At 70.8% G+C, this 15,020-nt stretch carries 14 protein-coding genes; 8 read left to right on the forward strand and 6 right to left on the reverse strand.

Annotated features, from left to right (window positions below; all coding sequences use genetic code 11):
* The first annotated feature begins 23 nt into the window (after positions 1-23).
* Positions 24-1,067: an L-idonate 5-dehydrogenase gene (locus PVT71_RS21455; RefSeq protein WP_353474515.1), complete on the forward strand. Its 1,044-nt coding sequence runs from the start codon at positions 24-26 to the stop codon at positions 1,065-1,067.
* On the opposite strand, the gene PVT71_RS21460 is transcribed toward PVT71_RS21455, so the two are convergent.
* Genes PVT71_RS21460 through PVT71_RS21475 form a run of 4 tightly spaced genes read right to left on the reverse strand, consistent with a single transcriptional unit; the run spans position 1,068 to position 4,583 of the window.
* Positions 1,068-1,901, reverse strand: coding sequence for a metal ABC transporter permease (locus PVT71_RS21460; RefSeq protein WP_353474516.1), 834 nt, complete (start codon positions 1,899-1,901; stop codon positions 1,068-1,070).
* The gene (locus PVT71_RS21465) at positions 1,898-2,752 is read right to left on the reverse strand and encodes a metal ABC transporter permease (protein WP_353474517.1); all 855 of its coding nucleotides are present in this window, start codon (positions 2,750-2,752) and stop codon (positions 1,898-1,900) included. The genes PVT71_RS21460 and PVT71_RS21465 overlap by 4 nt, the downstream gene beginning before the upstream one ends.
* The gene (locus PVT71_RS21470; RefSeq protein WP_353474518.1) at positions 2,749-3,645 is read right to left on the reverse strand and encodes a manganese/iron ABC transporter ATP-binding protein; all 897 of its coding nucleotides are present in this window, start codon (positions 3,643-3,645) and stop codon (positions 2,749-2,751) included. Before PVT71_RS21470 ends, PVT71_RS21465 begins: the two co-directional genes overlap by 4 nt.
* Before the next feature lie 17 nt (positions 3,646-3,662).
* Positions 3,663-4,583: a metal ABC transporter substrate-binding protein gene (locus tag PVT71_RS21475; protein WP_353474519.1), complete on the reverse strand. Its 921-nt coding sequence runs from the start codon at positions 4,581-4,583 to the stop codon at positions 3,663-3,665.
* A 205-nt stretch (positions 4,584-4,788) separates the two neighbouring features.
* On the opposite strand from PVT71_RS21475, the gene PVT71_RS21480 reads away from it, so the two are divergent.
* From PVT71_RS21480 to PVT71_RS21505, 6 genes are all read left to right on the forward strand, one after another.
* Positions 4,789-5,211 (forward strand): Fur family transcriptional regulator, encoded by a 423-nt coding sequence (locus PVT71_RS21480; protein ID WP_353474520.1) that lies wholly within the window; start codon positions 4,789-4,791, stop codon positions 5,209-5,211.
* Positions 5,212-5,351: 140 nt separating this feature from the next.
* Positions 5,352-6,143: a uracil-DNA glycosylase gene (locus PVT71_RS21485; RefSeq protein WP_353474521.1), complete on the forward strand. Its 792-nt coding sequence runs from the start codon at positions 5,352-5,354 to the stop codon at positions 6,141-6,143.
* Positions 6,140-6,733, forward strand: a complete 594-nt coding sequence (locus PVT71_RS21490) for a hypothetical protein (protein WP_353474522.1) — start codon at positions 6,140-6,142, stop codon at positions 6,731-6,733. Before PVT71_RS21485 ends, PVT71_RS21490 begins: the two co-directional genes overlap by 4 nt.
* A gap of 51 nt (positions 6,734-6,784) precedes the next feature.
* A complete protein-coding gene (gene moaB / locus PVT71_RS21495; RefSeq protein ID WP_353474523.1) occupies positions 6,785-7,327 on the forward strand; it encodes a molybdenum cofactor biosynthesis protein B in 543 nt (180 codons plus the stop codon).
* A gap of 108 nt (positions 7,328-7,435) precedes the next feature.
* Positions 7,436-8,911: an HlyD family efflux transporter periplasmic adaptor subunit gene (locus tag PVT71_RS21500; RefSeq protein WP_353474524.1), complete on the forward strand. Its 1,476-nt coding sequence runs from the start codon at positions 7,436-7,438 to the stop codon at positions 8,909-8,911.
* A 4-nt stretch (positions 8,912-8,915) separates the two neighbouring features.
* Entirely contained in the window at positions 8,916-12,317 is a 3,402-nt protein-coding gene (locus PVT71_RS21505; protein ID WP_353474525.1) for an efflux RND transporter permease subunit, read from the forward strand.
* 43 nt (positions 12,318-12,360) lie between these two features.
* Here the strand turns inward: PVT71_RS21505 and PVT71_RS21510 are convergent, their stop codons facing one another.
* Positions 12,361-13,113 carry a protein-disulfide reductase DsbD domain-containing protein gene (locus PVT71_RS21510; RefSeq protein WP_353474526.1) on the reverse strand — a complete coding sequence of 251 codons (753 nt, stop codon included), beginning with the start codon at positions 13,111-13,113 and terminating at the stop codon, positions 12,361-12,363.
* Positions 13,114-13,296: 183 nt separating this feature from the next.
* Here PVT71_RS21510 and PVT71_RS21515 point away from each other — a divergent pair, with 183 nt between their 5' ends.
* Positions 13,297-13,881, forward strand: coding sequence for a YqgE/AlgH family protein (locus PVT71_RS21515; RefSeq protein ID WP_353474527.1), 585 nt, complete (start codon positions 13,297-13,299; stop codon positions 13,879-13,881).
* Between the two features lie 132 nt (positions 13,882-14,013).
* Here PVT71_RS21515 and PVT71_RS21520 read toward each other — a convergent pair whose 3' ends face one another.
* Positions 14,014-14,961, reverse strand: a complete 948-nt coding sequence (locus PVT71_RS21520; protein WP_353474528.1) for an L-threonylcarbamoyladenylate synthase — start codon at positions 14,959-14,961, stop codon at positions 14,014-14,016.
* Positions 14,962-15,020: the final 59 nt, after the last annotated feature.

Consider the following 15,020-nt stretch of genomic DNA (forward strand, 5'->3'; position numbering starts at 1 on the left):
CCGATGCCCCCAGGACGCGCCTGATGGAGGCCGTCGTCATCCACGCCCCGAAGGACCTGCGGCTCGACACGATCAAGGCCGCGCCCGCGCCCGGTCCGGGCGAGGTGCGCATCGCGGTCAGCCATGGCGGCATCTGCGGCTCGGACCTGCACTACTACCTGCACGGCGGCTTCGGCACGATCCGCATCCGCGAGCCCATGGCGCTCGGCCACGAGGTCTCGGGGATCATCACCGACCTCGGCGCCGGGGTCAGTGGCCTCTCGGAGGGCGACCGCGTCGCGATCAACCCCTCGCGCCCCTGCAGCGACTGCGAGTACTGCCTGCGCGGCATGGCGAACCACTGCCTCGACATGCGCTTTGCCGGCTCGGCCATGCGCTTCCCGCACGAGCAGGGCTTCTTCCGCGCGCAGCTGACCCTGCCGGCGCGGCAGGCGGTGCGGCTCTCGCACAAGGCCGACCTTGCGCTCACCGCCATGTCCGAGCCGCTGGCGGTCTGCCTGCACGCGGTGGCGCAGGCGGGCAGCCTGATCGGCAAGCGGGTCGCGGTCTCGGGCTGCGGCCCGATCGGGTGCCTCACCATCGCCGCGGCGAAGCTGGCCGGGGCCGAGGAGATCGTCGCGACCGACATCTCCGCCGCGGCGCTGGAGGTGGCGACGACCATGGGTGCGGACCGGACGCTCAACCTTGCGACGCAGGAGGGCGCGCTCGAGCCGCTGCAGGCGGGCAAGGGGCAGGTCGACGTGCTCTTCGAATGCTCGGGCGCCCCGGCGGCGGTGGTCGCGGGATGCTCGATCCTGCGCCCGCGCGGGGTGATGGTGACGGTGGGGCTCGGCCCCGAGACGCCGCTGCCGATGACGGTGATCGTCGCCAAGGAGCTGCGGCTCATGGGCAGCTTCCGCTTCGATCCCGAGTTCGCCACGGCGGCGCGGCTGATCGACAGCGGGCGGCTCGACGTGAAGCCGCTGCTGACCGGCGTGCTGCCGGTGGCGCAGGCGCAGGAAGCCTTCGAGCTGGCCGCCGACAAGTCCCGCGCCATGAAGGTGCAGATCGCCTTCCCGGCGGCCTGATCAGAGTTGAGCCGAGGCCCGGCGCGTGAGGATCCCGCGCCGGACCAGCGCGGCGAGGAAGATCGCCGTCAGGATGAGGATGATCGTCGGGGCAGGGGCGCTGTCGAGGAAGAAGCTGAGGTAGGTCCCCGCCAGCATCGCCGTCAGGCAGGCGATGCAGGCCGCCGCCATCATCCTGCCGAAGCTGCGCGCGGTCAGGAAGCCGATGGCCCCCGGCGCGATCAGCAGCCCCACGGCGAGGATCAGCCCGGTGGCGGTCAGCGTCGCCACGATGGTCAGCGAGATCAGCGTCAGCAGCCCGTAGTGCAGCAGGCCCACGCGCAGCCCGCTCGCCCGCGCCTGTGCCGGGTCGAAGGCGTGCAGCAGCAGGTCCTTCCATTTCAGCAGCAGCGCCCCCGCGACGAAGAGCGAGATCAGCCCGGCGGTCCAGAGGTCCTCGGAACCGACGCCCAGCATGTTGCCGAAGAGGATGTGGTCGAGGTGCACGTTGGTGTGGACCTGCGTGTAGAGCACGATCCCCAGCGCGAACATGCCCGAGAACACGACGCCCATCACCGTGTCCTGCTTCACCCGGCTGTTGCCGGCGAGGAAGCCGGTGGCGAGCGCGGTGACCATGCCCGCGGCGAAGGCCCCGAGGATCAGCGGCAGGTTCAGGATATAGGCCAGCACCACGCCCGGCAGGATCGCGTGGCTGATCGCGTCGCCCATCAGCGCCCAGCCCTTCAGCACGAGGAAGCACGACAGCAGCGCCGTGGGGATGGCGACGATGGCGCAGATCGCAAAGGCGTTCTGCATGAAGGCGAACTGGAACGGGGCGAGCAGGGTCTCGGTCATGCGACCTCCTCCAGCGCGGCCTTGGCCCTGCGGCGGGCGGCGAGGCGGCCGTGCTTGGGGGCGAAGGTGAAGGCCAGCAGGAAGATCGCCGTCTGCAGCATCACGATGATCCCGCCGGTCGCGCCGTCGAGGAAATAGCTGAGATAGGCGCCCGCGAAGCTGGTCACCGTGCCGATCGCCACCGAGGTCAGGATGAGCCGCGGGAAGCGGTCGCAGAGCAGGTAGGCGGTCGCGCCGGGGGTGACCACCATGGCGATCACCAGGAAGGCGCCTACGGTCTGCATTGCCGCCACGACGCAGGCCGAAAGGAGGGTGAAGAAGAGCGCCTTCAGCAGCCCCGGTCGCAGCCCGATCGAGCGCGCGTGGCCCTCGTCGAAGAAGACCACCATCAGGTCCTTCCACTTGGCCAGCAGCACCGCCAGCGACACGACCCCGATGATGGCGAGTTGCAGAGTGTCGGCGGGGGTGATGGCGAGGATATTGCCCATGGTGATGGTCTGGATCGAGATCGCCATCGGGTTCACCGAGGCCATGAAGAGCCCGAGCCCGAAGAAGGAGGTGAAGATGAGCCCGATGATGACGTCGCTCTTCAGCCCCGAGCGGTCCGAGAGCAGCAGCATCGCCGCCGCCGCCAGCCCGCCCGAGATGAAGGCGCCGAGCGCGAAGGGCAGGCCGAGCATGTAGGCCCCTGCGACGCCCGGCACCACCGAGTGCGAGAGCGCGTCGCCGATCAGCGACCAGCCCTTGAGCATGAGGTAGCTCGACAGGAAGGCGCAGACCGCACCGACGAGGGCCGAGACCCACATGGCGTTGGTCATGTAGCCGTAGGTGAAAGGCTCGTAGAGGCTCATTCCTTCTCCTCCCGCCCATCTGCGTCCCGCCGGGCCCGGCGCATCTCGCCGCCGTAGCGCACCAGCGGGCGCTCGTCGTCGGTGAGGATCGACACGCGGCGCGGGTCGGCGTCGTCGTGCAGGTCGGCGCCCTCGATGGTGAAGTGCCGCAGCACGCCGCCGAAGGCTTCCTCCAGCGCGGCGCGGGTGAAGGTGGTCTCGGTCGGCCCGTAGGCCAGCACCGTGCCCTTGACCAGCACGGTGCGGTCGCAGAACTCGGGCACCGTGCCGAGGTTGTGGGTCGAGACCAGCATGACCCGGCCCTCGTCCTTGAGTTCGCGCAGGAGCGCGATGATCTGCTCCTCGGTCTTCACGTCGACGCCGGTGAAGGGCTCGTCGAGCAGGATCACCTGCCCCTCCTGCGCCAGCGCACGGGCGAGGAAGACGCGCTTCTTCTGCCCGCCGGAAAGCTCGCCGATCTGGCGCAGGCGGAACTCGGTCATGCCGACGCGGGCGAGCGCCGCCGCGACCGCCGCGTGGTCGGCCCTGGACGGGCGGCGCAGGAAGCCCATGTGGCCGTAGCGGCCCATCATCACCACGTCCTCGACCAGCACCGGGAAGGTCCAGTCGACTTCCTCGGATTGCGGCACGTAGGCGACGAGGTTGCGCCTCAGCGCCTCCTTCACCGAAAGGCTGAGGAGGGTGATCTCGCCCTGCGCCACCGGCACGAAACCCATGATCGCCTTGAACAGCGTCGACTTGCCCGCGCCGTTGACCCCCACGAGCGCGGTGATCGTGCCGCGCGGGATCTCGAAGCTGGCGCGGCGCAGCGCGGTGTGGCCGTTGCGGTAGGTGACGGTGACGTCGGCGACGCGGATGCCGTCCATCGCGGTGCCCGTTCCCGTGTCCCTCATCGCGCCCTCCTGCCGGCTCATTGCGCGGCTTCCTGCTTTTCCAGCCCCGCCTCGAGCCCCTCGGCAATGGTGCGCGAGGTGACGGTGAGCAGGTCGAGGTAGCTCGGCACCGGCCCGTCCGGCTCCGACAGGCTGTCGACGTAGAGCACGCCGCCATAGGAGGCGCCGGTCTCGCGCGCCACCTGCTCGGCGGGGCGGGTGGAGACGGTGCTCTCGCAGAAGACCACGGGGATGTGGTTCTGCTTCACCCCGTCGATCACCGCGCGGACCTGCTGCGGCGTGCCCATCTGGTCGGCGTTCATCGGCCAGAGGTAGAGCTCCTTCATGCCGAAATCGCGGGCGAGGTAGCTGAACGCCCCCTCGCAGGTGACCAGCCAGCGCTGCTCCTCGGGGATGGCGGCGATGCGGGCGCGCAGCGGCTCGAGCGCGCTCTTCAACTCTTCCTTGTAGGCCGCGGCGTTGGCGGCATAGGTCGCGGCGTTGGCGGGGTCGTGCTCGGCGAAGGCGGCGGCGATGTTGTCAATGTAGATCCCGGCGTTGCCGAGCCCCATCCAGGCATGCGGGTTGGGCTTGCCCTCGTAGCTGCCGGCCGAGATCGGGATGGTGTCGATCCCCTCCGAGAGGGTCACCGAGGGCACGCCCTGAAGGTTCGACAGGAACTGCTCGAACCAGCGCTCGAGGTTCAGCCCGTTCCACAGGATGAGATCCGCCCCCTGCGCCCGCACGATGTCGCGCGGGGTGGGCTCGTAGCCGTGGATCTCGGCGCCCGGCTTGGTGACCGAGACCACCTCGGCGGCGTCGCCCGCGACCTGCGCGGCCATGTCGGCGAGCACGGTGAAGGTGGTCACCACCTTCATCTTGGCCTCGGCGGCGGCGGGCAGGGCGATCAGCAGGCCAAGCGCGGCAAGCGCGGTGACGGGCCGGGGGCAGGCGGGCATCTGGGTCCTCCTCAGGTCAGGGCGCGGGGAAAATGCGCGGACGAGTCCCCGAAATGTAAATGCGAGGCATTCGCATGAGTCAAGCTAGATGCGACTCGTTCGCATTTATGTGCGGTCCCGCGCCACGCGACCGCGCTTCCCGCCGCGGCGCGGTTGCCACGTTCCGGGTCCGGGGCTATCAAACTGACCTGAACAGGAGTTGCCCATGACCGCGGTTTCGACGGATTTTGCCCAGGCCTTGCGCGATGCGGGGCTGCGCGTGACGCAGCAGCGCATGATCGTGATGTCCGTGCTGATGGACTCCATCGACCATCCCAACGCCGACGAGCTCTTTGCCCGGACCAAGGCGATCGACGGCTCGGTCTCCTTCGCCACGGTCTACCGGACCCTCGCGGCGCTGGAGGAGGCGGGGCTGATCCGCAAGCTCAGCTTCGAGGACGAGCCGGCGCGCTTCGAGGTGACCCCGGCCTCGGACCATGACCACCTCGTCGACGTCGACACCGGCGAGGTCATCGAGATCGAGAGCCCGGAGATCGAGCAGCTGCGGCGCGAACTGGTCGAGCGGCTCGGTTACGAGATCATCAGCCACAACACGCTGATCCGGGCTCGCCGCAAGCCGCGCTCCTGACCCTGTCCGGCCCGCTACCTTTCATCTTTCCGCAAATACTCACCGGCGCCGCGATGGCCGGAGGTCGCACCGTGAGTATTTTGGGAAAGATGAAGCCAGAGGCGATTTGCTCCGCCGCCGCGCTCGGATAGTGTCGGCTCATGGATTCGGGGATCGACTGGCACTGGGCGCGCGCGGCGCTGGACTGGCAGCTTGAGCTGGGCGCCGACGAGGCGATCGGCGAGGCGCCGGTCGACCGCTTTGCGCTGGAAGCGGCGGAGCAGGCGGCGCGGGCGCGGCCCGTGGAGCCGCGCCCCGAGCGCGGCGCCACCCCGGCCCCGATGGCCGAGCCGGCGGGGCCGGATCCCGTGCTGGTGGCGCGCGAGATGGCGCGCGGGGCGGGCAGCCTCGAGGCGCTGCGCGCGGCCATGGAGGCCTTTGACTTCTGCGAGCTGAAGCGCGGCGCGCGCAATCTCGTCTTCGGCGACGGGGTGCCGGGCGCAAGGGTGATGATCGTCGGCGAGGCGCCGGGCCGCGAGGAGGACCTGCAGGGCAAGCCCTTCGTCGGGCCCGCCGGGCAGCTGCTCGACCGGATGCTGGCGGCGATCGGGCTCGACCGCGCCAGTTCGGTCTACATCACCAACGTGCTGCCCTGGCGGCCGCCGCAGAACCGCGAGCCGCAGCCGGACGAGATCGCCATGATGAAGCCGTTCCTGTCGCGGCACATCGCGCTGGCCGATCCCGACCTGCTGGTGGTCATGGGCAACATCTCCTGCGACGCGCTGCTCGGCCGGCGCGGCATCACGAAATTGCGTGGCAACTGGGCCGAGGCCGAGGGCCGCCCGGTGCTGCCGATGTTCCACCCCGCCTACCTGCTGCGCCAGCCCGCCGCGAAGCGCCAGGCCTGGGCCGACCTGCTCGAGCTGCAGGCCAGGCTGAAGGCGCTGGGGTGAGAGCGGCGCGGGCCGGGCGCGGATGTGCCGGGGCCGCGCTCTGGCTGCTGCTCTGCGCCGCGCTTGCCGGCGAGGCGCGGGCCGACGGCTTCGCGCCCGATTACACGGCGCTGTTCGACGACAACGCGGGCGCGGTCGAGGAGCCCTCGCCGGGGTTCGAGGTGCTGGAACTGCCGGGTCCGGTGATCCTCACCCGCCGCGACGGCGCGGGGGTGCGGGCCGAGGACCAGAGCGGCCACGGCCCCGCCGGCTGCGCGCTGGAGCGGCTGGTCGAGATCACCGCCGCCGTGCAGCTCTGCCCCGACCTGCTGACCATCGCCGAGCGCGACCGGCTGGCGAGCCTCTTGCGCCGCGCCGCCCGCTTTGCCGCCGAGAACACCTATCCGCCGCTGTCCGACGAGGAGCGCGAGGACGCGCTGGCGGCGGAGCTGGCCAAGGCGCGGCTGGCGCAGGGCGGCACCTGCCCGCAGCCCGAGACCGAGGCCGACTGGGTGCGCTTTGCCCGCAGCCTGGCCACCGACGCCGCCGCCCGCCGATTCGCGCATATCTTCGCCGTGCCGCGACTGCCGGTGGCGCAGCCCTGTCCCTGACGCTAAAGCTGCCTTGGACGCCCGAAACACCCGAGCCCTGATGGAGCCCGCATGAGCCGCATCGACGAAACCCGAGAGTTCATCCCCGTCCGCATCGCGGTGCTGACCGTGAGCGACACCCGCGGCCTTGCCGAGGACCGCTCGGGCGACGCGCTGGTGCAGCGGCTGACCGATGCCGGGCACCTGCTGGCGGATCGCGCAATCGTGAAGGACGACCGCGCGGCCATTTCCGGCCAGCTGCGGGCCTGGATCGCCGATGCGCAGGTCGACGTGATCCTCTCGACCGGCGGCACCGGGCTCACCGGGCGCGACGTGACGGTCGAGGCGCACAGGGATGTCTACGAGAAGGAGATCGAGGCCTTCGGCACGGTCTTCACCATGATTTCCATGCAGAAAATAGGCACTTCTGCGGTCCAGTCGCGGGCCACGGGCGGGGTTGCGGGGGGCACCTACCTGTTTGCGCTGCCCGGCAGCACGGGGGCCTGCAAGGACGCCTGGGACGAGATCCTGCGCTGGCAGCTCGACTATCGGCACATGCCCTGCAACTTCGTCGAGATTTTTCCACGTCTCGAGGAACACAAGCGACGGAAATGATACACTCCCGCGTATCTTGGTGACGGCTTGGATTGCACCCGGCCCCGGGCGTAAGCTGAATGCAGCCAGACAGGGGGGCGCGGCCCCTCCATTTCGCGGGACGATCACATGCGGTTTCTTCGGCGGAGCCTCGTCGGGCTCTTTCTCCTTTCGCTGACGCTGGGGCTGCTGGCCTGGGCCGGGCTGCTGGTGCAGGGCGCGGTGCAGGCCTACCTGGCCGACACGCCGCACCTGCCGCAGGCGCGCGAGAGGGTCTTCGCCGTGAACGTGACGCCGGTGCGGCTGGAAACCGTCGCCCCCGAGATGACCGCCTTCGGCGAGATCCAGAGCCGCCGGACGCTCGAGCTGCGCAGCGCCGTGGGCGGCACGCTGATCGATCTCGCGCCCGAGTTCGTCGAGGGCGGGCGGGTCGCGGCGGGCACGCTGCTGGCGCGCATCGACCCGGCGGACATGATGGCCGAGGTGGAGCGTGCGCAGAGCGCGCTCAAGGATGCCGAGGCCGAGCGCCGCGAGGCGATCCGCGCGGTCGAGCTCGAGAAGGACGCGCTGGCCGCGGCCGAGGAACAGGCCGCGCTGCGCCAGCGCGCCTACCAGCGGCAGGCCGACCTGCAGACCCGCGGCGTCGGCACCTCGGCGCTGGTGGAGGAAGCCGAGCTCTCCGCCTCGTCGGCGCGGCAGGCGGTGGTGACCCGCAGGCAGGCGCTGGCGCAGGCCGAGGCGCGCGTCGACCAGAGCACGACCTCGCTCACCCGGGCGCACATCGCGCTCGACGAGGCGCAGCGGCGGCTCGGCGAGACCGAGATCCGCGCCGAGTTCGATGCCCAGCTCGAGGATGTCTCGGTGGTCGGCGGGCGGCGGGTCTCGGCGAACGAGATGCTGGCGACGCTGGTGGACCCGGCGGCGCTCGAGGTGGCCTTCCGCGTCTCGACCCAGCAGTACCTGCAACTCCTGAACGCCTCGGACCGCCCGCGCGAGCTGCCGGTGACGGTGACGCTCGATTTCTACGGCGCCTCGGTGAGCAGCCCGGGCACGCTGACGCGCGAGGGCGCGGCGGTGGGCGAGGGCCAGACCGGGCGGCTGCTCTTTGCCGCGCTCGACGCGCCGCGCGGCTTCAAGCCCGGCGATTTCGTCACGGTGAAGATCGCCGAGCCCGAGCTCGAGCAGGTCGCGCTGCTGCCCGCCACGGCGGTCGGTCCGGCGGGCGACGTGCTGGTGCTGGGCGACGAGGAGCGGCTCGAGGCGGTGCAGGTCGACCTGCTGCGCCGGCAGGGGGACGACGTGATCCTCCACGCCAGCGCGCTCGACGGGCGGCTGGTGGTGGCCGAGCGCACGCCGCTGCTGGGCGCCGGCATCAAGGTGCGCCCGCTCAATACCGAGACCGCGAGCGGTCCGACCGGCCCCGACATGCAGGCCGAGGCCACCATGCTCGAGCTGACCGAGGAGCGCCGGGCGCGGCTCGTCGCCTTCATCGAGGGCAACGACCGCATGCCCGCCGAGGCCAAGCAGCGCCTGCTGGCGCAGCTCTCGGAGCCGATGGTGCCCGCGCAGGTGATCGAGCGGCTCGAAGCGCGGATGGGGGGCTGAGCCGATGCGGCACATCCCCGGCCCGATCGCGGGACAGGCAAGCGGTATCCTGAGCTATTTCACCCGCCACCGGACCGTGGCCAACCTGCTGCTGGTGATCCTCGTCGGCGCGGGGCTGCTGGCCGTGCCGAACATGCGCGCGCAGTATTTCCCCGACGTGATCGAGGACGAGATCGACGTCAGCGTCAAATGGGAGGGCGCCGGGGCGCAGGATATCGACAACGCCATCGTGCAGCTGCTCGAGCCGGTGCTGCTGGCGGTCGAGGGCGTGGTGGCGACCGAGAGCCTCTCGCGAGAGGGATCGGCGCGGATCGAGCTCGAGTTCGAGCCGAACTACAACATGGCCAAGGCACTCGACGACGTGCAGACGGCGGTGGATTCGGTCGACAACCTGCCCGAGCAGGCGGACGATCCGCAGGTGACCGCGGGCGGCTGGCGCGACCGGGTGACCGACGTGGTGATCACCGGGCCCGTGGGCGTCGACCAGCTTGGCCGCTTCGCCGACGAGTTCGTGGTGCGGCTCTTCGCCGAGGGCGTGACGCGCACCACCATCCGCGGCGTCGCCGCGCCGCAGATCGTGGTCGAGGTGCCGACGGCGAACCTGCTGGGCTACGACGTCACCATGCAGCAGATCGCCGATGCGATCTCGGCCGAGGTGGATGCCGCCCCCGCCGGCGACGTGAGCGGCGCCAATGCCCGCGTCCGCGCCGGGGTCGAGAAGCGCGCGCTGCGCGACATCTCGGCGATCGTGCTGCGCTCGGAGCCCGACGGCAGCAAGCTGACCATCGGCGACGTGGCGCTGCTGCGCGAGGAGGGCATCGACCGCGAGCGCGCCTATTACGTCGGCGACCACCCGGCGATCTCGGTGCGGGTCGACCGCTCGGCCGAGGGCGACGCGATCAAGATACAGGATACGGTCGCCAAGGTGGCGCGCGAGTTCCAGTCGGTGCTGCCCGAGGGCACCACCGTCGATCTCATCCGCACCCGCGCCGAGGCGATCACCAACCGGCTCGACCTGCTGCTGCACAACGGCCTCTCGGGGCTGGTGCTGGTGGTGGGGCTGCTGTTCCTCTTCCTCAACGCGCGCACCGCGCTCTGGGTGGCGGCGGGCATTCCGACCTCGATGCTGGCGGCGCTGGCGCTGATGTATGCCTCGGGCCTGACGCTCAACATGATCTCGCTCTTCGCGCTGATCATCACGCTCGGCATCGTGGTGGACGATGCGATCGTGGTGGGCGAGCACGCCGACCACCTCCACCGCCGGCGCGGGCTCGCCCCGGTCGAGGCCGCCGAGACCGCGGCGCGGCGCATGGCGCTGCCGGTGTTCAGCTCGACCCTGACCACGGTCATCGCCTTCTTCGGCCTCACCGCCATCAGCGGCCGCTTCGGCGAGATGATCTCGGACATTCCCTTCACGGTCATCGTGGTGCTGCTGGCGAGCCTCGTCGAATGCTTCCTGATCCTGCCCAACCACATGGCCCATGCCATCGCCAAGTCGACCGAGGAGCACTGGTACGACTGGCCCTCGCGCATGGTGAACCGCGGCTTCCGCTGGATGCGCGAGACGCTGTTCCGCCCGTTCATGGCCGGGGTCATCGCGGCGCGCTACGTGGTGCTGGCCGGGGCGGTGCTGCTTCTGGCCTCGCAGGCGGCGAGCTTCATCCGCGGCGACGTGGTCTGGCGCTTCTTCAACTCGCCCGAGCAGCCCTCGGTCAGCGGCAACTTCGCCATGGCGCCCGGCGCCAGCCGCGAGGACACGCTCGAGCAGATGCGCGCGCTGCAGCGCGCCACCGAGGAACTGGGCGCCGAGTACGAGGCGAAATACGGCCGCAATCCGCTCGACTACGTGATCGCCGAGATCGGCGGCAACTCCGGGCGCGAGCTGGCCGAGGCCGAGAACAAGGACCCCGACCAGCTGGGCGCCATCTCGATCGAGCTGATCGAGCCCGACTTCCGCCCCTATTCCAGCTTCCAGTTCGTCGCCGACCTGCAGGAGCGGGTCGAGCAGCACCCGCTGGTCGAGGTGATCAGCTTCCGCGGCTGGCGTTCCGGTCCCGGCGGCGACGCGCTCGACGTGCAGTTCTACGGCGCCGATGCCGAGACGCTGAAACACGCGGCCGAGGATCTGAAGACCGCGGTGATGCGCTACCCCGAGGTCTCGGCGGTCGAGGACAACCTCTCCTACGACAAGGACGAGCTGGTGCTCGAGCTGACCCCGCAGGGGCAGGCGCTGGGGCTGACGGTGGACGATCTCGGCCGGGTGCTGCGCGGCCGCATCGGCGGCATCGAGGCGGCGACCTTCCCGGTCGGGCCGCGCAGCGCCGAGGTGCGGGTCGAGCTGCCGGAAAGCGAGCAGACCGCCGATTTCCTCGAGCGCACGCAGATCCGCACCCCCGAGGGCGCCTACGTTCAGCTGGCCGACATCGTCCGGGTCGAGCGGACAAGCGGCTTTTCCACCGTGCGGCGCGAGAACGGGCTGCGCACGGTCTCGGTCACCGGTGACATTTCCGAGGACGACGCCGAGCGCGCCGGCGAGATCATGCAGGCGCTGCAGGACGAGATCCTGCCCGCCATCGCCGCGCAGCGGCAGGTCGAGTACACCCTGTCGGGCCTCGCCGAGGACGAACAGGACTTTCTTGCCGACGCGGGCACCGGGCTCGTGCTGGTGCTGCTGGGCATCTACCTCGTGCTGGCCTGGGTCTTCGCCAGCTGGACACGGCCGCTGGTGGTGATGGCGGTGATCCCCTTCGGCCTTGTCGGGGCGGTCTACGGCCACGCGCTCTGGGACGTGCCGCTGTCGATGTTCACCGTGGTCGGGCTGCTCGGCATGACCGGGATCATCATCAACGATTCCATCGTGCTGGTCAGCCAGATCGACGAATACGCCCCCGACCGGGGCATCTTCCAGGCGATCATCGACGGCGCGGCGGACCGGCTGCGCCCGGTGTTCCTGACCTCGGCGACGACGGTGCTCGGCCTTGCGCCGCTGCTCTACGAGCGCAGCTCGGACGCACAGTTCCTGAAGCCGACGGTGATCACGCTGGTCTACGGGCTCGGCTTCGGCATGATCCTCGTGCTGCTGGTGGTCCCGGCGCTGCTGGCGGCGCAGCACGACATCACCCGGCGCATCGCGGCGGCGCGCCGCGGCGCGCGGCACCGCCACGGGCGGGTGCGGGCGCTGGTGCTCGGGCTCGGCGCGCTGGTGCTGGGCTGGCTCGGCGTGACCATGGGCAGCCTCTTCGTCCAGGGCACGCTGCCGCAGGCGCTGCAGCTGTCCGCGCTGGCCGGGCTGCCCGAGCAGGTGGCGGGCTTCGTGCTCTTCACCGGCGGCGTGGCGCTGCTGCTGGGGCTGGTGTGGCTGGTGGTGCTGGCGATGACGCTGCGCCGCGCGCGGGCAGGGGCCTAGGCGGGGCGGTCCGGGCGGGCGCGGTCCTGCCCGGAAAAGCGGCTCAGCCGCAGCCCTGGATGTCTACCGCCGCGTCTCCGCCGAGCACGGTGAAGCGCAGCTTCGAGCGGTCGAGGGCGAAGGGCTTGCCCTCCATGTGCATCAGACGCGTCTCGCTGACCAGCGTGCCGCCGACGCGGCTGGTCTTCGGCTCCGAGGCCCAGAGCTCGGGTTGCCCGGCCTCGACCACCGTCTCCTCCGCGCCGCCGATGGCGGGCATGTCGATCTCGGTGCGCAGGGTGATACCGCCCTTGGCCGGGCTGACGCTGCAGCGCACCGCGCTGACCCGCGCCTCGCGGGCGGTGAAGGGCGCCTCGGCCAGCGCCGCGGCGATCATCGGATCGACGGTGACGGTGTCGGGCAGCATCGCCTCGAGGTGCAGCGTCTGCGGCACGCAGATGTCGCTGCAGACGCCGATCATCATGTTGGCCTCGAGCGTGACCGGCCCGCCGCTGCCCGAGATGCGCAGCGGCAGCACCAGCTCGCCCTTGTAGCCGACCGAGCGGGCGCCGGACTGGCGGAACACGTGCGGCGTCGGCCAGAGCGCGGTGACCCGCGCGACGTTGTCCGAGCCGCTCCAGTCGAAGACCGGCGGGATGCCCGCCTCGCCCGGCGCGCGCCAGTAGGTCTTCCACCCGGGCGCCAGCCGCAGGTGCAACGCGGCCATGTGGTCGCCGTTGGGCAGGCGCCATCCGGGGCGCAGCTCGGCGGTGACCGGCTCATCGGCGCCGGCGGCGGCGGGGGCCAGGGGCACCATTCCGAGGGTGCAAAGACAGCTCAGGACTCTGAAGACATTGCGCATCATGAATTTCAAATGGCGCTTCGCCGCGCTTCTGCCAAGTCACATTGCAGCGAGAGGGGTCTGTTTGAGGGCTGATGTGTGCTTGCACCCTCAGGTCCGGAAGGTCACACTCGACGGAAAGATTTCAGAAAGGTCCTCATGACCCACGCCCAGATCGCCTCCGGCGCCACCGACCTGACCGGCTCCGTGCTGATCGCCATGCCCGGCATGGGCGACGAGCGTTTCGAACATGCGGTGATCTACCTCTGCGCCCATTCCGACGAGGGGGCCATGGGGCTCATCGTCAACAAGCCCTCGGCGGACGTGACGCTGGAGGGGCTGTTCGAGCAGCTGGGAATCGATGCCGCGCCCGGATCGCACCCGGAGCCGGTGCATTTCGGCGGCCCGGTCGAGATGGGCCGCGGTTTCGTGCTGCATTCCGCCGACTACCGCTCGGAGCTGACCACGCTGCAGGTGGACGACGGCTTCTCGATGACCGGCACGCTCGACGTGCTCGAGCATATCGCGCGCGGCGACGGGCCGGATGACTGGATCGCCATGCTCGGCTACGCCGGCTGGGGGCCGGGGCAGCTCGAGGGGGAGCTGGCGCAGAACGCCTGGCTGGTCTGCCCGGCGAGCCGCGAGCTGGTGTTCGGCACGCCCGACGCCGGCAAGTGGGGCGCGGCGCTCGACAGCCTCGGCATCGCGGCGCTGGCGCTCTCGGGCGAGGGCGGGCGCGCCTGAGGGCAACCTGCGGGCAAGGGGTCACTTCCCTGCCGACGGTGCCTTTCATCTTTCTCCAAATACTCCTGCCGGAGGCGCAGGGCCGCGCGGCGCAGGAGTATTTGTGGAAAGATGAAAGCCGCGCGTTCCGCCTCAGCGGGGAGCGGCGGCGCGGCTCAGCCGGTCGTTGACCGCGACGCCCGCGCCGACATGCGGGATGGGGGCCACGGCGATCACCTCGGCGCCGCTGGCATCGAGCCGGTGCAGGTGCGCGAAGAGGTTGCTCGCGGCCTCGGTGAGATCGCCGCTGCGCGAGAGGTTGAGATCGCATTCCATGTCGCCGAAGCCGAGCCGCGCCTCGCCCTCGCGCCACTCGGCGGCGTTGAGGCGCATGCGCGCGCGCGGCGCGTAATGCGAGGCGGTCTGGCCGGGGGCGGAGATCGCCTCGCCGTCCTGCCGCCGCATCACCGGGTGGCCGAGTGCCTCTGAGAGCTGCTCGGCGCTGATGCCGCCGGGGCGCAGCAGGGTGGGGCGGCCCGAGAGGCCGAGGATCGTGCTCTCGATCCCGACCGTGCAGGGCCCGCCGTCGAGCACCGCGGCGATGCGCCCGTCGAGCGTTGCCAGCACGTGATCGGCGGTGGTCGGGCTGATGCGTCCCGAGCGGTTCGCCGAGGGGCCGGCGAGCGGGCCGCCGAACTCGGTCAGCAGCTTGCGCGCCAGCGGCGCGGCGGGCAGGCGCACGGCGAGCGTGTCGAGCCCGGCGGTCACCCGCTCGGAGAGGCCCGCATCCTCGCGGATCGGCAGCACCAGCGTCAGCGGGCCGGGCCAGAAGGCCTGGGCGATGTTCTCGGCGGTGCCGGACCAGCGCACCAGCTCCTTGGCGTGCTCGATGCTGGGCACGTGCACGATCAGCGGGTTGAAGCTGGGGCGGCCCTTGGCCTCGTAGATTCCCGCCACGGCGGCGTCGATGCGGGCATCCGCGCCGAGCCCGTAGACCGTCTCGGTCGGGAAGGCGACGAGCCTGCCCTCGCGCAGCAGTTCGGCGGCGCGGGCGATGCCGGCCTCGTCGGCGGGCAGGCGCAGGGTAGAGGTGTCGGCCATCGTGCTATCCGTGACGCTGCGTTCCGTTTGGTCAGTGGCGCGCCATGGTCTTAGGGTCG

Origin of the sequence: Salipiger sp. H15 (assembly GCF_040409955.1) — a bacterium.
GTDB lineage: Bacteria > Pseudomonadota > Alphaproteobacteria > Rhodobacterales > Rhodobacteraceae > Salipiger.